Origin of the sequence: Acinetobacter sp. AOR41_HL, from assembly GCF_027854645.1 — a bacterium.
Lineage (GTDB): Bacteria > Pseudomonadota > Gammaproteobacteria > Pseudomonadales > Moraxellaceae > Acinetobacter > Acinetobacter nosocomialis.
The window spans coordinates 42,561-61,503 of sequence record NZ_JAKTHZ010000027.1 but is presented as its reverse complement, the minus strand read 5'-3'; the positions used below and the strand labels follow the sequence as shown (position 1 = coordinate 61,503).

General features: G+C 36.8%; 15 protein-coding genes and 1 pseudogene. 8 read left to right on the top strand and 8 right to left on the bottom strand.

Annotated elements, in window-relative coordinates; all coding sequences use genetic code 11:
• Window positions 1–392 precede the first annotated feature (392 nt).
• Entirely contained in the window at window positions 393–947 is a 555-nt protein-coding gene (locus MKL35_RS11060; RefSeq protein WP_032011800.1) for a TetR/AcrR family transcriptional regulator, read from the top strand.
• A gap of 64 nt (window positions 948–1,011) precedes the next feature.
• Here the strand turns inward: MKL35_RS11060 and MKL35_RS11055 are convergent, their stop codons facing one another.
• The 7 genes from MKL35_RS11055 to sbnA form a co-directional block, all read right to left on the bottom strand.
• Complete coding sequence (locus tag MKL35_RS11055) at window positions 1,012–3,246, bottom strand: TonB-dependent receptor (protein WP_032011799.1); 2,235 nt, start codon at window positions 3,244–3,246, stop codon at window positions 1,012–1,014.
• Window positions 3,247–3,398: 152 nt separating this feature from the next.
• Window positions 3,399–4,172 carry an HpcH/HpaI aldolase family protein gene (locus tag MKL35_RS11050; protein ID WP_032011798.1) on the bottom strand — a complete coding sequence of 258 codons (774 nt, stop codon included), beginning with the start codon at window positions 4,170–4,172 and terminating at the stop codon, window positions 3,399–3,401.
• On the bottom strand, window positions 4,165–7,692 hold the full coding sequence (locus MKL35_RS11045; RefSeq protein ID WP_106479819.1) for an IucA/IucC family protein: 3,528 nt from the start codon (window positions 7,690–7,692) through the stop codon (window positions 4,165–4,167). Before MKL35_RS11045 ends, MKL35_RS11050 begins: the two co-directional genes overlap by 8 nt.
• Window positions 7,689–8,894 carry an MFS transporter gene (locus MKL35_RS11040; protein WP_106479818.1) on the bottom strand — a complete coding sequence of 402 codons (1,206 nt, stop codon included), beginning with the start codon at window positions 8,892–8,894 and terminating at the stop codon, window positions 7,689–7,691. Before MKL35_RS11040 ends, MKL35_RS11045 begins: the two co-directional genes overlap by 4 nt.
• 3 nt (window positions 8,895–8,897) lie before the next feature.
• On the bottom strand, window positions 8,898–10,538 hold the full coding sequence (locus tag MKL35_RS11035) for an IucA/IucC family protein (RefSeq protein ID WP_079377527.1): 1,641 nt from the start codon (window positions 10,536–10,538) through the stop codon (window positions 8,898–8,900).
• A 71-nt stretch (window positions 10,539–10,609) separates the two neighbouring features.
• On the bottom strand, window positions 10,610–11,623 hold the full coding sequence (sbnB, locus tag MKL35_RS11030) for a 2,3-diaminopropionate biosynthesis protein SbnB (protein WP_002048660.1): 1,014 nt from the start codon (window positions 11,621–11,623) through the stop codon (window positions 10,610–10,612).
• A 21-nt stretch (window positions 11,624–11,644) separates the two neighbouring features.
• Window positions 11,645–12,649: a 2,3-diaminopropionate biosynthesis protein SbnA gene (gene sbnA, locus MKL35_RS11025; protein WP_032011794.1), complete on the bottom strand. Its 1,005-nt coding sequence runs from the start codon at window positions 12,647–12,649 to the stop codon at window positions 11,645–11,647.
• Window positions 12,650–13,255: 606 nt separating this feature from the next.
• Here sbnA and MKL35_RS11020 point away from each other — a divergent pair.
• From MKL35_RS11020 to MKL35_RS10990, 7 genes and pseudogenes are all read left to right on the top strand, one after another.
• Window positions 13,256–14,491: a mechanosensitive ion channel family protein gene (locus MKL35_RS11020; protein ID WP_032011793.1), complete on the top strand. Its 1,236-nt coding sequence runs from the start codon at window positions 13,256–13,258 to the stop codon at window positions 14,489–14,491.
• 310 nt (window positions 14,492–14,801) lie between these two features.
• The gene (locus MKL35_RS11015) at window positions 14,802–15,053 is read left to right on the top strand and encodes a hypothetical protein (RefSeq protein WP_032011792.1); all 252 of its coding nucleotides are present in this window, start codon (window positions 14,802–14,804) and stop codon (window positions 15,051–15,053) included.
• 413 nt (window positions 15,054–15,466) lie between these two features.
• Window positions 15,467–15,936 (top strand): annotated as a pseudogene (locus MKL35_RS11010) (hypothetical protein).
• 182 nt (window positions 15,937–16,118) lie between these two features.
• Entirely contained in the window at window positions 16,119–16,472 is a 354-nt protein-coding gene (locus tag MKL35_RS11005; RefSeq protein ID WP_227555537.1) for a hypothetical protein, read from the top strand.
• 158 nt (window positions 16,473–16,630) lie between these two features.
• Window positions 16,631–16,912, top strand: coding sequence for a hypothetical protein (locus MKL35_RS11000; protein ID WP_004708208.1), 282 nt, complete (start codon window positions 16,631–16,633; stop codon window positions 16,910–16,912).
• A gap of 169 nt (window positions 16,913–17,081) precedes the next feature.
• Complete coding sequence (locus MKL35_RS10995) at window positions 17,082–17,465, top strand: hypothetical protein (protein WP_032011787.1); 384 nt, start codon at window positions 17,082–17,084, stop codon at window positions 17,463–17,465.
• Window positions 17,466–17,696: 231 nt separating this feature from the next.
• Window positions 17,697–17,828, top strand: a complete 132-nt coding sequence (locus tag MKL35_RS10990) for a hypothetical protein (protein ID WP_002048661.1) — start codon at window positions 17,697–17,699, stop codon at window positions 17,826–17,828.
• Between the two features lie 44 nt (window positions 17,829–17,872).
• Here the strand turns inward: MKL35_RS10990 and MKL35_RS10985 are convergent, their stop codons facing one another.
• Complete coding sequence (locus MKL35_RS10985) at window positions 17,873–18,574, bottom strand: hypothetical protein (RefSeq protein WP_032011786.1); 702 nt, start codon at window positions 18,572–18,574, stop codon at window positions 17,873–17,875.
• Window positions 18,575–18,943 lie beyond the last annotated feature (369 nt).

Here is an 18,943-nt window from a genome sequence, read left to right as displayed (position 1 = left end):
AGGAGGGACGCCTTCGGGCGTGCCAGTTCCTAGATGACTGGTCTGTCAACCCGCCTTCGTTCTACCACCATAATCATTTGACAGTGATTGGGTAGAACTTCTATTTCATCTAGGAGTTCGCTATGCGTACTATTTCTTCTCATTTATTGGCCTTTGCCAAAATCTCTTTATTCATACCATTTCAACATCCTATAAATCGGTTTAATCGACTCTAGGTTTTCTACACCTTAAGAATCGTTACGACTCAAAAATCATAGCAACAATAAACCTGAGATAGGCGAGCACACCTTTGTTGTGCCGCTTTTGCATGCTTTTTTTACCGCTCAATTTAAGAGTGACGGCATTTCTATCTCTTTTAGATACAACAAAAAATTATTTTAAACGGTACAAATATGTCACCTTTAGTGCTTTCTACACGTGCTTTAAAAGTTGTGAATCAGGCAATTCATTTATTCCATCAACACGGATTTCACCTTGTTGGTGTCGACAGAATAGTGAAAGAGTCTGAAATTACAAAAATGACGTTTTATCATTACTTTCAGTCCAAAGCGCGGTTTATTGAAATCTGCCTACTTATGCAAAAACAACGTCTTCAAGACAAAGTTGTTGCAACGGTGGAATATGACCAAGACTCAAACGTGAGAGACAAACTCAAAACACTGTATGACTTACATACAGACTTAGAAGGGCCGTATTACCTGTTATTGAAAACTATTTTTGAAACTAAAAATAATTATCCAAACGCTTATCAAACTGCGGTGAGATATAGAATGTGGCTCACCAATGAAATCTATAGTCAGCTAAGAATGCTTAAAGCGTATACTTCTTATGATGAGGCTAAACTATTTCTACAGATGATTGAAGGTGCTATTATTCAAAGGCAGAGTCATAACGATGTAGATGAAAGAGATAAGCAATTCCAATATTTTATAGCGATGTTTTTATAAAATACTCTAAAAGTAAAAGCCCCGAGGTCGGGGCTTTTACTGTATTAGGAACTAAGCAAAGTTCTTACCATTTATGACTATAAGTCACTTTAAGCGTTATACCATTTGCTAATAAGTGGCTGGTGTTATCGCTCGTTCTTAGTAATTGGCTATAAAGCGGGTAGTACTTGCGGTTAAACATATTTTCTAAACCAATGGTCATGGTGTCTTTCTTGTTCAGCGCAAAGCTGCTGATCAAATCTGCTGTGGTATAAGATTTTACATCGTAGCGACCAAAACTATTTACACCATTTAGACGGTAATCTTCTGAACCGAAGTAAGTTGCTTGTAATCGGTTCGTCCAAGTTTCAGTTGGACTATAAGAAACATAAGCTGTGAGTTTTAATGGTGGAATACGGAAGCCTGTCATGTCTTGTTCAGAACCGTTTTGAGGTTTTTCACGGCCTTTCATCCACGTAACACTACCGCCAGTTCCCCACACATTTGCATCATCAAGATAATCAAGTGTTGCTTCAACCCCAGTAACTTTCTCTTTGGTTCGGGCGAGGACTAAACCATTGTTGAATGATTGCACAGCACCTAAGTCAGAAGTAGAGTGGAATACCGCTAAGCTTGACGAGAAGTTATTAAAGTTACCTTTCCAGCCAAGCTCGTAGTTATCTACTTTTACAGGCTCTAAGAATGATGATCCAAGGTTAAAACCTTCACCAGCATTACGAATAATTAAACCAACATCAGGTAACTGAAAACCTTGGTTAAACGATGCATAGATCGAGTGCTCGTCGTTTGGTGAGAAAGTCACATTAGCATTGTACAACCATGCATCAGCTTTTACTTTTCCGCCTGGAACCGTGTAAGGATTGGTTTTGCCTAATTGTGATAATGGAACAAAGCTATCAATTTGCGCATAGCTGTCTTCATAGCGTGTACCAGCTTCTGCTGACCATTGGTCATTAAAGCGGTGTTTTAACTGCACAAAACCACCGACACTTTGCGTGGTCAGTTCAGGTAAATAAATCAGTTTTCCGATTTTTACAAACTCTAAACCGCCAGATTGATCATAAATATTAGGGTCGAAAATATCTAAAGGCATTTCGCTTTTTTCACGGCTAAAGTCACCACCCCAAACCAATGATGTATCACCTAAAAACTCAAGGGGAGTGGTCACTGTTAAGCGGCTACCGAGTACGTTATTTTCTTGATAAATCTGGTCGACTTGTTTTCCGCGGTTCGCGTTTGCACGGGCATCAAATGGTGAAAAACGGGTAAAGAAGTCACGGTAATAAATTTGAGCATCAACCTTATTACCTAATAAGTCTTTATTGGTATAGGTTAAATTGTAGATCTGGTTTTCGTTTTTATTTTGGTCTTTGAGCTTTAAGCCTTTAATAGCTTTGGCTGGTACGGTTCCAGCTGGAGCTTTTTTTACACTTGGGTCAGATGCATAGTCTGAGTCTTGTTCGGCATTATAATAGTTCGCAGCAAACTGTAGATATTGGTTGTCATCAATGTGATAACCCAGCTTACCGCCGATGCTATAACCATTTGAGTCGTAAAGGTCACCCTGACTTGGTTCAGGTGCAACACGGTCACCACTTGCATCGTATGGGCTACCAATACGTTGATAACCAAAGTCAAGTGCATAGTCAAAAGCGTTAAAACTGCCCGTAAAATACTGGTGAATATCGCCACTTAAAGCATTAGAACGCAGATTTGTAAGTGGTGTTTGTAGGCCAACGACGGTTTTAGCCGTAGGCTCACCACCCGCAGCTTTTGTAGTAATTGAAATAATACCGCCCGCTGCGCCGCCACCGTAAATTGCGTTACTACCACGAATTACTTCAATGTTGGCAATACTTTCAGGGTCAATGGCTGAAAGTCCTCTCGCTGTATCACGTGTAAGGTTCATAGGAACGCCATCGACCAAAATAAGCGCATTACGGCCACGTAAAGTTTGACCATAATCGGTAATGGTTCGGCTTGAGTCCGATAGGCCCGGTACGGCTTTCGCTAAAACTGTCGCAATGTTTCCAGACGATCCATTTTTCAAAAGTTCAATTTGTTTTTCATCGAGCTTAGTGACTTGCTTGGCAGAGGTAGAAAGTTCATCTGCACGTGTAGCGGTAATGGTAATGGTAGGAAGAGCTTCAGGCTTTTTTTCTGTTTCTGTGGTGTCAGAAGTTGAAGCTGCAAATGCTGTGTTTGAAAGAATAATGGCTCCACCAAGTGAAAGAAGTGGAATGATATTTTTAACTTCAGATTTCCTCGTTAAAAGCTTATTACTTTTCTTATTTCCCATTGTCTCGCCCTGAGAGTGATTTTAAATTGACCGAATTATAAATGAGAATCATTGTAATTAACAATATTATTAATTGCTTTTAAATAATATATTTGAAATTTATTCAATGAATTAGGGGAATAGGCATTTATTCCCCTAAAAGATTTGAACAGTTATAAAATGTCTTTAAAGGCATTTAGATGGTTTTGATGGGCACGGCGAATAATGCTGCGGTCATCGCCGAGTACAAAAAGCTGAACTGATTGTTGTTTCCAAGCTGCAATATCTTCAGGTTGTCGAGGAATAGCACAGAAATGCTTTTGACTATTTTTAGTCTTTAAATACATCTCTTGAACTTTTTCTTTCACTTTTGGATGGCCAGTTTGCCACGGCATTCCCATCGATTGAGAAAGGTCGGCAGCACCTTCCAAAATAATATCGATACCTTCAACTTTTAAAATTTCATCTAGTTGTTCTAGTCCTTCTAAGCTTTCAATCATGGCAATGACAACCGTTTCGTTTGCTGCGTGTTGAACAAAACTCGCTAAATCGTCAATGCCATATCGATTTAACCTTGTTGAGTTGAGTCCTCTTTGCCCAAGCGGCATATAGTGGCAATAGTTCACCGCCTCTTGTGCCTGCTTCGCATTTTCAATACGCGGAAACACAATGCCTGCTACCCCTGCATCGAGCAAAGGTAGAACTAAATGATTAGCGTTTAAAGGCACTCTTACAAACAGATCGAGGCTCATGGCTCTAGCGGCTAAAATCATGGTCTCGACTTGAGACGTACTAAATAAAGTATGTTCCAAGTCGATAATAATAAAGTCATAGCCCGCAAGTGCCAGTTGCTCGACATTAATCGGAGAAGCTACGGAACAAAATATTCCGTAGAGTGTCTCACCATTTGCTATTCGTTTCTTAAAAGAAATCGAATGCTTATTCATATTCAATTTCCTTAATGAGACTGAGCGGGTTTGGTGTGGTTTGTACTCTTAAGCGAATTTCCGGAAGGAATCGGCGGCTTGCGAGTTGTTCAATATCGATGGTGTCATCTGTAAAGTTAAATAATTCATATCGCTCAGCAAACTCTGGGTGAGCTTCTTTATGCTGATTAATAATGCTTCTTAACATGGTCCAGAATTTGATTTCATCGAAGTCATAATGTTCATTTAAGAAAATCGCTAACTCTGCGAGATTTACAAACCAAAGCGCATCTTGGGTAAAGTCTCTTAACTCATTTGGAGAGTGGGTTTCCAAGAATGAGTTTGGGTTAATCTTGGCATGTTCTTTTGGCGCATCTTGCAAGTTAGGTAAAAGCTCTGGCTCACGTAAAAGATGACGGCTAAAACGGATACCATCGTGGAAATCTTTCAATGCAGCTTTAATTGGTAGACCATTTTTATGAATCAGTACCATGTTTTGTGCATGTGACTCTAAAGCCAGACCGTGGCACCATAAAATATGCATGATAGGTAAATAAGCGTTGGTAAGTAATTTTTCTAACCAGAACTCAATACCGTACTCTTGAATCCACTCATCGATTAGTGGTTTTTGGTCCGTATCAACTTGCATTAGACCCGTTACTGGTGTTGCTGATTCGCCTTCTTTTAAGTAGCTGTAAATACTTTCGCGCCAAATGCAGGCGAGTGCGCCGTATTGAACAGGTAGCGCAATTTGCTGGTTAACTGAAAGACCGCCAATCTCTCTTAAAATAACAGGCTTACGCTGTTTTTCTAAAATATGGTCTTGTTCAACAATGTTATAAAGCCAGTCACTCATTTTGGCTGCATTTTGAACAGTATGTGGTGCCAATACACGAGAGGTCGAAGTATTGACTAAGTTCATTGCCAATTTAAGAGAAAGTGCCGAGATATCGCTAATATTTGATAAAGTTCGAATCGATTGCTGTGGTAAATAAGTCGGACCTTCAATATCTAACGGAATGATCAGTTGGTTGCTAATCGCATCTTGATAATATAATTCAATAATTTTATCCCACTGCCACGGGTGAATTGGGGTGAGGATATAATCTTTAAAATCTACATTTTGCTCTTTCAATTGATTATTAATGGCTTGTAGATCTTTTTCTGAAAAATGCTGTTTATAGAGCTGCTCTAAGTTAATGGTTTCACTTAATACCAGTTTGCATAAGCTGTTATGAGTCGCTACCCATTGAACCGTAAAACCTTCAGAAAGCTCTGGTGCATATTTTTGATTTTCTTTTAAATCGAAGCCAATACGAGACTTAAAACTCGGGTGATATAAATGTGCGTTGGTAATCCGTGCTTCTTGTTCTAAGTAAGGCAAATTTCTTAAAGGTTGAGCAGGTGCTTGGCTCAAAGTCTGCGCATGTTTAACGTAAGTTAAATTCAGCTCATCATTAAAGTTTTGCCATTTAACTGGGTCAGCTTCAATAATATTTTTGAGGTCGGCAAGTAGCGTTTTTAAGTTAGGGCGAGTTTCAGTGCCTAAAGTAATATCAGAACGGACTAAGCTTGAAGGATCTAACTTAATTCGTTTAAAACTAAAATGTCGTTTAGCCGCGCAAGTATAGAAAACAGTATCAGAAATATAAAACTTGATCTGACCTTTAGAAAACTCGTATTTAAAAGTATTTTCAAAAATAAGTGCTTCTAATAATTGGCCCATTACGCGATTTTCCGCAAGGGTTTTATAATTGGTTTGTTGTGTTGGTTGAAGAGGGCAAAGTGCTTCTGCGCCGCGATATTTATAAATAGGGTTTTCAACTTCAATCCAGATTGGATTGCCACCACTGTGGTAGAGCGTATTTAACATATTTGCCTTGATTGGTAATGTGAGTGAATGAATTAATAAGTCGCGGTACTGTTGGCCTTTGCCGCTAAAGTTTTCTTGTGTGAGCGTAAGGCGAGTGGCTTGCCAAAGTTCAGATTCTTCAATGGCTGTAATACGTGCAATTGCACTGATGAGATGAGCAATGTGATTGATCACGAGGTAATATTTTAAAAAGGTCCAAGCATCTTTTTGAGAGAACCAAACAGTACTATCTTCAGAAATAGATGAGTCGTCTTCTATCATTTCCGGAACAATGCTAATGCCTTCCATATCTCGAAGAATAAGGCGATGTGGATAGCCGTTTTTAAATTCCATTAAGCTGTTTTGCATATGCGCTTCTACGCTAATACCTTTGTTTGCAAACAATTCAACTAATGGAATAAGCGAAACTTTAACGTACTGTTTCCACCAGAAAGTAATGAAGTCTTTCGCATCGGTCGATTGTAAGTTTTGATTCGGTGCTGCTTGTTGAATAAAGCTTAAAAGCGGGATTTCATGGTTTTCGTTTTCTTCAACCAAGCCACCGAGCATTCGGGTATTTTCTAGTACAGCAGGAGTCAGCCCAGCTCGATAAATAATGCCAAATGAACTTTCAAGCTCTGGGATTTTGACTGTTTTCGCCTCTAATTCCGGCAGAATCATAAGGTCTGGGTATTGCTCGTTAATTTTGTGATTAATAATAATTTTGCTCGCATCAATGGCACGTTCCATTTCATCCATTGGGTTATTACGAATGAAACTGGTAATTCGCACATCAATGGAAAGCTTTAAGAATAGATTCGATTGAGGTAACCAAACCGTGCGAACGGATGAGGTCGGCCATACCGTTTGACCCAAAGCGCCCAGATAGATCACGTCTTGGCTGTCTAAATATTTCTTTAAAGATGGGTGTTGAAGTAAGAAATTGGCTTGCCACGGATGTGTTGGCATAAGCTCATAATTAGTGAAATTCTCTTGTAAATGGTCTTTTGCAGCTTCTAAAACTTTATCTTCAATATGGTGAGAAGGTTCGTTCTCGCTGACCAGTTTTTGGATTAAAGAAGAATGAACCGCAAAGTAATGGAGTTGGAAACTTGCACCTAACTCAGGGCTATACTTTTTCATGTCCTCTTTAGAAAAACCTAAGTTGGCTTTAGAGGTCACATGAAAAGGGTGCCCATATAACATGCCTTGCTCAGTAGCCTGAAAACCGCTTAATGCTTTAGCTGTTGTTTGGTAGGGCTTATTTTCTAAAAAGAATTTTGTGTTCTCGATACTATTTACAATATCTGAGTACAAATTCTTATTTTGGTTTTTATCTTTAAATAAGCTATTCAGTTCATCTGTAATCAGCCTCACTAACTGCTTAGGGTCGGTGAGCGAGTCAAATGTATTGTCGTTTAAGTTTTGCAGAACAAAACCACGTTGATATCTATGATAACCAGTGGTGGATAGATGCTGAACTGCGCCATAAGCAACCGTGTTAGATGCATGAAATGTATAAGCAAAACATAGCGTGTCTGGTTGCTCTGCATATAGGGTGAATAAAGGAGAGTCTTGAGCTGGAATAATGCATTCTTCAAGATTCACTTTGAGTTCACGAAAGAAAGTATTCAGGTACTGTTCGAAAAGTTTATAAGACCATGCATCTGTTGTAATAATTGAGTTCATTCTTGTGCCTCTTTTAAAATTGTATCCATTAAGAATTTGTTCAAAATCACCACTAATCCCGCACCGATAAAAAATAGTGAGGTGCAGATTAATGCAGCGGTAATATTGAAAAATGAGTAGGTGAGCGTGATGGTGATTGGGCCAATAAGTTGCCCTAAGACAAAGGCACTGTTAGAAATACCAATCACTTTTCCTTGGCTTTGAGCGCCAGCTTTTAGAGAAATGGTGTGTAAGATCGAAGGAATAAGGGCTGCAAAGCAAAAACCTTGTATGAGTCGTAATACAAGAACTAGCCAGATATTCGAAACCCAGATCAATGCAAAAATCGTGATGCCGCAAATCAAAGATGCGTAAACGAAGTTATTAAAAGAATCTCCTTTATCATCATTTCTTTTTCCCCAATAGGTCGCAGCAATAAAGGCTGCTCCCCATGAAAGCGCATGAATGGTTCCCGTTAAACTCGCAGCAGATAACGATGAGTGAGTGCTTTGGCTTATTTCACTAATGTATAAAACAAAGCATGACACCAAACCAAAGCCGCCCGCTTGAACTAAAATGCCAGCGCTTAACCATGAAAAAATCGTTCTATCAAAGAAAGCTGGAAGCTTAGATTTCTCTTTGGTTTTTGTGGTTTCAGTTTTAACGGGATTAGTTAATAAAAATGACGCAATCACAATGAGTGTCACAACAACAAATGCTGTTGCGTTAAGTAATACTTCAACCCGCCATTGATCCATAAATATCCCGCCGAGCACGGGACCACATAGGCAAGCTAGCGCAACACTACTTTGTAGTTGCCCAAAAGCGGCACCTCGTTGTTGTTCATTGGAAAGATATGAAACATAGGCATTTAAAATCACGGAAAGACCGCAAAAACCGAGTAGAATTCGCGCGAAAATAAATAGGTATAAATGCTGGGCGCTCGCCATGAGCAATATTGAAATACAGAAACCAGCCAGTGAAAGTAATAATGCTTTTTTATGGCCGAATGTGTCGGATAGGTGTCCTACAATTGGTGCTGTAAATAAACTGCCAATAGCCGGAGCCGCGAGTGCTAAACCTGCCCAGATAGTGGGAGCACTCATATGCGCCGTCAGTTTTTCCATATAGAGCGGCATGATTGGAATCAGCACCATAAGCCCAAAAGTGGAAAAAAACTGACAGAGCAAAATAATGAAATGATCTAGGCGAGATGAGCGCATGATTTAGATATCCATGGTCTCATAGCTAGAAACAGATAAGCTTTGATAGGGATTCGGCGTAGTTCCGATTTTACTTGGCATGCCTGTTGAGTCGCTTTCTTGCGCAAGTAAAGGCGTAAGTAGCTGTTTGAACGGCCAAGTCTTATTGTCAAAAAGATAGGTTTGAATTTGTGATTTTGTTTGTTCTGAAATGGGTTGGGTTTCTACAAAATCTTGAATAATGTCTTGAACCATCTCCCAAAAATCGCTTTCTGTACGACCTGTATATTTCAGAGTAGCTAGAGCAATTGGGTAGAGGTTAATTTGAATCCCTAAGGTAATGAAGTAGTTAAATAAGTCTTCATTTTGAGTAAAGATAAGATTATTTGGCGTGCTGGTATCAATGGTATAAACCGGAGGTGTAAAACCGCTTTCTTCAATGGCTGTGGTACATATTCTTAAGGTATCGTGGTCACGTAAAATAAAGCATTTCAACTTGTTATTTTCATAACACACCATGGTGTTTTGCCCGTGGCATTCAGGCATGACTCCTTTTGCCCAAAGCGTTAAGAATGTTTGAATAAAATGAACGCTTAAGTCTTTTAGTAATGTCCATTTGTCACCCTTAATGCCTAAAGTTTCCCAAGGGTCAACATAGGTACAGCTTAAAGCTGACATAGTGATTGATGTGACATTTTTGTCTTGGCAAAAGTCAGGTAAATGTCGGACTTGGCAACCAATTACACCTAAATTCTTTACAATCGGCTCTTGTTTACCCAGCACCCACCAGTGCGTTTCGTTACTTAAAAAGAGACGATTTTTTATTAAAGCAGTTTCATTAATGACGTCATTTAAAAAATCATAAGCCGTATGCCCATTCATTAAATAACGGCCTGGCATAGAGCGGATTGCACCTAATGTTTTGGCATTGGTTGAGAGTTTTAAATGTAGAGTAGGGTTTGCGTTGTGAATAAGCGTTCTTAAAGAAGAAGTCGGTAAACCAATTGTGGTGACATGGTTTAGGTCAATACCGCCGTATTTATTTTCATCAAACTTTAAATAGCGATGTTGAGTCTCTAACAGAGGCAGGGCTAAGTAGTCATCTGAAAGCTGAGCCATTTTGTCAGCAATAAGACTTTCCTCAACTTCGGATAATAGAAGCTCTTTGTGAGGAATCGACTTCATATTGTTGATGACATCATCCTTCTTAAATGCCCACCAATACACCTCAATTTCTTTTTGAGTTGTGAGTGGGGCAAGTTCACCTTTTGAGTGAGCGAACGGATGAAATGGACGATCAGCGACCAGCGATAGCAGCTCGCTTTTGATTAAAGGCGAAGACAATGAAAGGGCTGACTGTAAAATTTGAGGAATTTTTTCAGCCGTTACTAAGTTGTCTAGCCAATAATTAATTGCTTTTTGATGGTGTGGTGACGGCCACCAAGTTGCTTGAGTTAAATAGTTAAAAACTTCAGAAATAGAAATTTTAGAAGTTGTATTGCTCAACAGGTTATGAAGCAAAACTTCGGGTTGGGTAACATAGAAAGGATTTACACCATCTACTTTTAAACAGTTGAAATAGAGCTCCAACTCATCATTGAGAGTAATTGCCAGATAAGGCTTTTTATAGGAAATATGATCTTTAAAATCTCCATAATTCTCCATGTAGAGTGCATCTATCGTTTTTTGTAGTTGTGCTGTGTAAATCCGATCTAACATTTTAGTTATTCCTATTCTTATAAAAGCGGTAGAACCGTGCCAACGTTTTGTTCTTGTGCAGCATTGAAGAACCATTTAGCGCAGACAATATCGTCAATCGCCATACCCATTGGGTTGAGCAAAATGATTTCATCTTCGTGTTCGCGGCCGTTTTTATGACCAATAATGATGTCGCCAAGTTCAGCATGCAGTTTTTCACGGCTGAATAGACCATCTTCAACCAACACGTTGATGACTTTCTTTTCTCGGTTTGATTGGTCCCAGTCATCTACAATCACTTTGTCCACTTTTAAGAAGACTTCAGGCTCAATATCCATAATTGAAATGTTTGAAACAAAGCAGCCTTTTTTTAGCCAATCAAACGGAATGTAAGGTTTATCTGAAACTGTGCAGGTAATAAGGACATCTGCTTGCACAATCGCAGATTTAGCACTGTCATGAATTTCAATTTCTAGATTTGGATATTCTGATAAGAACAATGCTTTGAGTTTTTCAGCCGCTTCAGGGTTTACATCAAATAAATGTATTTTTTTCACTTGAGCGTATTGCTCAAGTACCGTCTTAATCTGCATTTGAGCAATTGGACCACAGCCAATTACGGTAATGTCTGAAAAGTCCTTTTTCGCTAAATACTTAATAGAAACACCCGTAATTGCCGCAGTTCGCATGGCACTGATGAGGCTGCCTTCCATCACTGCAACCGGATAATTTGTTTCTGAATCATTTAAAACAATCAGTGCGCTGGCACGCGGAATATTGAATTTTTTAGGGTTATGTTGTCTTGAACCAATCCATTTGATTCCGGCAATAGGGTCGTTGCCACCTAAATAGCAAGGCATTGCAATAATACGGTCCGCAATATGGTCAGCACCTTGCCAGCGAAGATAAGGTTTTAAAGGTTGTACAAACTGTTTATTTGCATGCAGGGTTAAACCTTCAGTAATCGCTTCAATAAATGAATTACTATGATTTGCACCAAGATTTAATAAATCTGATTGACTTAAATAGCGAAGGGTAGCCAAATTGCTCATGAATATGTCCTAAGGAGAAAGTTAAACAACATTTTGTAAAGTAAGGTTTTCTTGACGTCGTAAGTTTCGATTGAAGTGACGTTTCTTGATCATTTCGAACCATTCATCTTCATAAACAAGATCGAGATAGCGGTCGCCGCGATCAGGCAGCAGCGTTAAGACGCATGAACCTTCGGGAATGGTTGGAATCAGTTTTTTTATGGCTGAAATGGACGAGCCGCTCGAACCGCCTGCAAAGATTCCTTCATGTTCAAGAAGTTCTCTACAACCGAGTGCCGATTCATAGTCATCTACATAAATGACATCATCAATTTCATCGGGGGAGAGGAGAGCTGGGACAGTACTTGCTCCAATGCCGGGAATTTCGCGTGGACCAGATGTACCACCGAACAGCACAGAGCCGACAATATCGACAGCGATGACTTTTAATTCTGGAAATCTTTCTTTAAGGCGACGAGACACGCCCATAATCGTGCCGGAGGTACTTGCTCCAATCACGAGGTAATCAATCTTGCGATCAATTTGATTTAAGATTTCTTCTGCTTCACCAAAATAGTGACTTTTCCAGTTGTTTGGATTGGCGTATTGATTAATCCAAACAGCATTTGGTAGTTGTTGGCAGAGTCGTTTTACGGTGTCAATTCGGGTTTTTAAGTAACCGCCGTTTTGGTCTTTTTCAGAAACCATTTCGATATTGGCTTTGTAGAGCTTCAGCATTTGTAGGTTTGCTGAGGCAATTTTCGGGTCAATAACGGCAGTAAATTTTAATCCATATATTTTGCAGGCCATTGCAAGCGCAATAGCTAAGTTCCCTGATGAACTTTCAACAATATGGCTGTCTTTATTAATCACTCCAGATTTCAGGCCTTCCTGTAGCATGAATAATGCTGGACGGTCTTTAATACTTCCTCCTGGGTTTAACAATTCCATTTTCGCAATCACTGAGACTGATTGATGCGTGAATAGCCTTGATAGTTGTAATAGTGGCGTTTTACCTATGCATTCGAGAATATTTTCATGGATCATGGCAGATCTTCTCAGGTTTTTATGTGTTGTAAATGATAATTATTATTAATTAAATTATTATTACGATTTATTCCAAGATTGTTGCTGTTTGTAAAGAAAAAACAGGGGGAGTTATAGGAATTTTCACTAATTTTTTTGTTCTAATTCTTTGAATAATAAAATCTATATTTTACAAAAGGTTAAATTAATAAACTTTTTAAATATAAGCAGATAGGCAGGAACTTACTATTTTATAAAAATTAATCACAGTGAAAAAATAAGTGAGTTGACGAAAAAATGAAGAAAAATAGGTGATGAGGAAAGTTTTTTCATTCATAACTCTTCATACCAAGGTAAGTTTATTGAAACAAAAAAGCTGTAATTTGATAAAAAGAGTACTCCCTATGAAGGAGCTAAGTAGATAAAGCAGTGTTGAATAACTAGTCTTATTTTAAAAATGAAAATCTACTTATTGCCTACTTGAATCATTTTTCTAAAAATTAATCTAATTTAGCGATTAAGTATTATAGACGTGTTGTATTTATGACGACATATGTAAACAAGCCTTAATCTATAACATACGAACACTTTAAAATTATTGAAAATAAAGTTGTAAGGTGTAAGGGTTTGGATTTTTTTAATTATTATCGTGATCTTCAAGCTGAGTTAAGCAACTATCCTTGGCTAGAAATGATAGTTTCACTCACAATTTTGATTTTATTTGCTGCGTTGGCAAACTTTATTGCTAAGCGAATTATTGTTAGGGGAATCCGTCATTTAGTGACTAAAATCAAGTCACTTAACCAATCTGTTTTTGCTCAGCATAGTGTTATTAAACGATTTGCCAATATTGTGCCAGCCATTGTGATTATGAATGGTATTACCACTGTTCCACACTTATCTGAAAAAGCCATTGCTTTGGTACAGATGGGCGCACAGGCATTTATTTTCCTGACTATTGCACTCACTATTAGTGAATTATTAAATATATTTAACTTAATCTATCAGCGTAATCCAAAGTCTAGAAATAAGCCGATTAAAGGTTATTTACAACTCGTTAAACTCATCATTTTTGTTGTTTGTGGTTTGATGATTTTAGGTACCTTCCTTAAAAAGGATGTATTTACCTTACTGGCTGGCTTCGGTGCAATGGCAGCCGTATTAATGCTGGTATTCCAAAATACCATTTTGTCATTGGTCGCGAGTGTACAAATTGCTTCTTATGACATGGTACGTATAGGAGACTGGATTGAAATGCCATCGTTAAATGCCGATGGTGATGTGATTGATATTTCATTGCATACTGTCACAGTCCAGAACTTTGATAAAACCTATACCACCATTCCAACCAATAAACTCGTAACGGACACTTTTAAAAACTGGCGTGGTATGAGTAATGCCGGTTGTCGCCGTATGAAGCGTTCTCTTTATATTGATCAAACTAGCGTTCACTTCATGACTGAAGAAGAGCAGCAAAAACTTAAAGATTTTCTATTATTAGATCAGTATCTCAATGCCAAGCAATCTGAAATTGAAGAATTCAATAAGCATCTAGGAAGTCAGTCACGTTATAACAAAAGACGTTTAACCAATATTGGGACATTCAGAGCATATATTGAATTCTATTTACGTCAGCATAAGGGCATTGCTCAAAACCAAACTCTTATTGTTCGTCAATTACAACCGACGAGTGAAGGTCTACCTTTAGAAATTTACGCTTTTACCAATACTACGGCGTGGGTTTCTTATGAAGCAATTCAGTCTGATATATTTGATCATCTCATCGCGATATTGCCAGAGTTTGGCTTAAGAGTGTATCAGGCGCCTTCAGGCCATGATTTTCAAAAACTAACAGTAGAATAACCAAATAGAAGAATGCTATCTTTTTTTGATTTTTCAAATAGATAGCATTCTTTTAATAATTTTATACATTAATTAATAATTATTTTTGGAAAATTATTATTAAATAGCGGTATAAATCGACTATACCAAGTTATGTGCGTTTCATAACTTGAAAAAGATTAATTTTTAAGCAAACTCGATCTATAACTTTTCAGGAGTAAGGCTTAAGTAACAATTTTGACACTTTGAACAAAGAAAATACTAAATGTTTAAGAATAACAAACAATAAAGTTGCTTTACTAAAATTTGTTAGGTGAGTTGGAGTGTTTGAATGGCTACAGCAATAGAGAACCGAGCTAGACAACTTAAAAACGCAAAACGTGGAGGATATGCGCCAACCATTGCCAAAGATGTAAACAAACACAAAGTCCAAAAACTAAGGAGAGCTCTAGACGAAGCCCGGCGATATGTGAGTGAACTAAATGACGAAACCATTATCTTTGACGATCAAGACGCAAGGCAAAAGGCTGAAGGAGCCAAAGCAATAATTGAAATGTTTGAAGCAGCTTTAAGCGGTACATGAGTACCATCAAGCTAAAACATAAATTATAAAAGACCTTGCTGAAGACACGGTTAAATTTTCAGTCCCTCGACTAAAAACTCGTTATTCAGCAAGGCAGCAAATAAAAAAATAATTCAAAAATTTCTATATTCTATTTTTAGATAAGACATCACAAAAAATATAATTCAAATAATATTATTGATGAGCTTAATTTTTTTCAGAAAATTATTACCAACTATAAAATCTTTCCGCACATAAAATGCGACGAATTTTGCATTTTATTTAATTGCTGTGGCTTATTATGGAAGGCAGTTTCATAACCCTCTTATTGATTACATTTGGCATTTCAACACTTACATACTGCAATAATATATCCATCATACTTCCCTAAAAATCTGATCAATCACCAAAGTCAGAATAAGAGGGAAGGAACCATGCCAAAATTTCTAGTAATCGCCGAGAAGGTGTATAAAAAATTCGAAGAAGATAAATTGTTCTCTGATAACCTGATTGAACAACTAAATAATTTGGTCAGTATTATTCGAAAAGAGATAAAGGGAACCCCTGTAAACTCAAATATAATTTTATAGACTTTGAAGAATGTCTAAGTAAACCCTTAAATGAATGTTCAATTAAACTCGACATGAGCTTAATGCCTAAATATAAAAATAAGGGTGAATATATTATGTGGTTAGCAAGCTTTATTGAAAGAATTACAACAGGTGGTCAGCCAAAACTTCCACCACTTTCAAGTATTGTACCTGCTGACTTTAATACTAAAAAAGAAACTCAATCCGTACTTGAAAGTAAAAAGGCAGTATCAGAAGAAAATGCCAAGATGATCGTGAACTATTTTAATTCCGAAGAGTATAAAAAAAATAATAAAAAAATAAATCTGGTTTAAAACCTATAAAAGTGTGTGTCCACCGCACTTTTATAATTGCTGATAAATTTCAGCAACCGCCTTCTGGGGCGGTTTTCTTTTATATAATTTATTTACTTTATTTGATGGTGACAGTCTTATAATATGCACTTTTTAATTATCATAAGCGAATATTACATATTATGAAATTACGATTTTTTATCTTGGGTTTACTTATTTGTACTAACACTACGGCGGCACCAAACACAAGCTTTGAAGATGAATATTATAGTCTTTTAGAAAAATTCCATATAGCTCAAGCACAAAGAGATACTTTCATCAAAAAGAATGCGAATAAAAATTTAACCAGTTCGCAAAGGAAAAAGCTAGATTCAATAGAATGTAGCTATATGCAATCCGAATTAAAATATAACGAATTTCTTATTTCTAGATTTAAAGAATATAAAACTTTCATGAAAAGATCTGGTCTAGTAGTAGCTGCTGATAAAGAGTTAATTCAAATGGATATTGATTCTTTAAAAGAAGAAATAAATGGTCCTAATGGAAAGTGTAAATAACTATAAGCACCGATAACGGTGCTTTTTAAAAGGAATTTTTTTATTTTCAATACGATATACATTACATACTTAAACAATTAGATCATAAAAAAATCCATAACTTATCTGTATAGCATGTTAAGTTTTTCTACACATATAAATTATAGAAGGACTAAAACATGAAATGTTCATATCAAGATTTGGATGGAAACAGTGTTGAAATAACTTGTGAAAGTTACATACATATACCATCAGGTGCAGGAGTAAACAAAATAGCCGGGAATAATCGGTCGGCAGACCTAATACATATTACCGAAGATTTCAGTTTTTTTAAGAAAACACAAGCAGATTCAATACCCATCTATCGATTTGCTGTTGATGATAATTGTAATGTTTTTAATAGTGATGAGTTACCAGCTTTGGCACAGATTGGAACAAATTGGAAGGTTTTAGATGAATAGTTTTTAAAATGAAAACATAGTCTATAAGTTAATTTTAAATATTTTGTAAAATTTATCAAATAGTAAATATTTAACTAAACTTAATAGAGGTATTATAGACAGCTAAATTAGATGTAGTCTGAATATTTATAGGCAGTTTTAGACTAAATGTTGCATAGTGAGAAAGAACATGAAGCGCCTTATTACATTATTTTTATTGCCTTATGCTACGGGTACATTCGCTCAAGAGCCCTTCGAAGTCAGTAAAAGCTGTTTTGTTGTGAATGGTAAAAATAGTACTGAGACTTGCTTACTCTCTTCTACGAATAACTTAAGTTCTAACTTTGAAAGATTAACTTTTCCAAATAGCAAAGTATTTATCAAAGAATCAAATATTTGTTCTCATGAGGATTCATGTATTTCTGTGGGAAGTAATTTATCGAATTTAAAAGATGCGATTATTTATTATCGTGATTTTAAAACTAAAAAGATTATTGAAGCACCTGAAAAAGATTCATGGACATGCTTTAAGCAACAGCATGATCGGTTAGATTTTTGTGTTTCCTACAATTAACAAAAGCTTACCTCTAAGAGTGATAATTAAAGTAATGGGCGAAAACTAGTTAAGTATTTCTCTCACCCCTAAAACTGCTGCTATTTAATTATCAATACTTTAATTATGTGTGCTCCATTCTAATTTACATTTCTATGCGAGAAGTACAAAAAAGTCTATAAACCTATGCTGATCGTAATATGGATAGTCAGTATTTATAACCTAATCAATGGAAACTATATGAGGTAAGACATGACTAAAATTATAGCTACCCTAGGTTTAGCAGCAATTATTTCAGTCTCTGTTGCGGCATGCCAAGGCGAGAACGATACCAAACAGCAAGATAAAACCACAACGCCGCACTCATTAGATAAAGACTCATAAAACTAAAAAAGCCCATCAATAGATGGGCTTTTTTAATCTTATTTTCATTTAAAAAATGGATTACTCACAAACACTAAACCGACTGAAAAAAATGAGTCATCTTTAGTCTGATTTAAACGGTTACCGTAACTTGCGTTGAACTGTATATTTTCTTTGTACAACATATATTTAATACCGGTTTGATAAAATGAATCACTTCGATCATTTCCATACACTTCAGCAGTAACCGTTAAGGGTTTCGTAATGAATGTTTCTGTACCCACACCCCAAGTAGTTTGCTCGCGGTGAGTGGTGTGTTCTCTAAGCCAGCCCACATTAGTATGCAATAAGAAATGGTCATCCAACATAGAAATACTTAAGGGCACATTCACAGTCCAATCTTTTTCACTAGTGTGGTTGTTATTAATTTGGCTAGAAAATGAAACACCAATTCCCCAGTTATTGGTCTCAAGTGGTTTTATAAGCGTTTTCCCTTGAACAGTTGTATAAGTGATATTACCTGCCTCATCAGAAAAATGACGCCCCAAACCTACACCAAACTCAAAATTGTTACCAATATTGCAAGAAGGAATAACCCAATATTCTTTATCTTTAGGGTTATTCTGCATCCATGAGTCAAGTTGACAAGAATGGGCTGGGACTAAAGAAGCATCATCAACGACCATTGGTCGTCCAGCATAGCTACAAATAAATGCCAAGCAAGTGCTAAAAAAAACGATAGATTTTTTAAAATTAAGAAATAGCATTGATGACTCCAAAACAACAAGGAGCATATGTAAGTATTTACTTGTTTTTTAAAACAACTGATAAATAAGAAATAAAGCAAAAGGGAAGGACTCTCTTAAATCCACAAGAGAGCCAGTGGGCTTTAGTGGATACTTAAATCTGAGTCGATGATTTATTCTTATCAATCGAGCAAGTACTCACAATGAAGCCCCTAAAAATTCGTTGCGCGGATTCTAAGGTGGTTTTTATGAGCTGGCAAGTTAAAGTTTCATGACATATATTTTTTGAACAACTATTAAAAGACTTACAAACTCAAACGTTACTCATCAAATTTATACATAAAGTAAAATTTAATAAAAAGTATCTTTTTTTATAATTATTTAAAAGAA

What these genes read in the sequence shown, in the direction of transcription:
- MKL35_RS11060 (WP_032011800.1), top strand. Translation starts at nt 393, where the DNA reads ATGTCACCTTTAGTGCTTTCTACACGTGCTTTAAAAGTTGTGAATCAG.
- MKL35_RS11055 (WP_032011799.1), bottom strand. Translation starts at nt 3,246, where the DNA reads ATGGGAAATAAGAAAAGTAATAAGCTTTTAACGAGGAAATCTGAAGTT.
- MKL35_RS11050 (WP_032011798.1), bottom strand. Translation starts at nt 4,172, where the DNA reads ATGAATAAGCATTCGATTTCTTTTAAGAAACGAATAGCAAATGGTGAG.
- MKL35_RS11045 (WP_106479819.1), bottom strand. Translation starts at nt 7,692, where the DNA reads ATGAACTCAATTATTACAACAGATGCATGGTCTTATAAACTTTTCGAA.
- MKL35_RS11040 (WP_106479818.1), bottom strand. Translation starts at nt 8,894, where the DNA reads ATGCGCTCATCTCGCCTAGATCATTTCATTATTTTGCTCTGTCAGTTT.
- MKL35_RS11035 (WP_079377527.1), bottom strand. Translation starts at nt 10,538, where the DNA reads ATGGAGAATTATGGAGATTTTAAAGATCATATTTCCTATAAAAAGCCT.
- sbnB (WP_002048660.1), bottom strand. Translation starts at nt 11,623, where the DNA reads ATGAGCAATTTGGCTACCCTTCGCTATTTAAGTCAATCAGATTTATTA.
- sbnA (WP_032011794.1), bottom strand. Translation starts at nt 12,649, where the DNA reads ATGATCCATGAAAATATTCTCGAATGCATAGGTAAAACGCCACTATTA.
- MKL35_RS11015 (WP_032011792.1), top strand. Translation starts at nt 14,802, where the DNA reads ATGGCTACAGCAATAGAGAACCGAGCTAGACAACTTAAAAACGCAAAA.
- MKL35_RS11000 (WP_004708208.1), top strand. Translation starts at nt 16,631, where the DNA reads ATGAAATGTTCATATCAAGATTTGGATGGAAACAGTGTTGAAATAACT.
- MKL35_RS10995 (WP_032011787.1), top strand. Translation starts at nt 17,082, where the DNA reads ATGAAGCGCCTTATTACATTATTTTTATTGCCTTATGCTACGGGTACA.
- MKL35_RS10990 (WP_002048661.1), top strand. Translation starts at nt 17,697, where the DNA reads ATGACTAAAATTATAGCTACCCTAGGTTTAGCAGCAATTATTTCAGTC.
- MKL35_RS10985 (WP_032011786.1), bottom strand. Translation starts at nt 18,574, where the DNA reads ATGCTATTTCTTAATTTTAAAAAATCTATCGTTTTTTTTAGCACTTGC.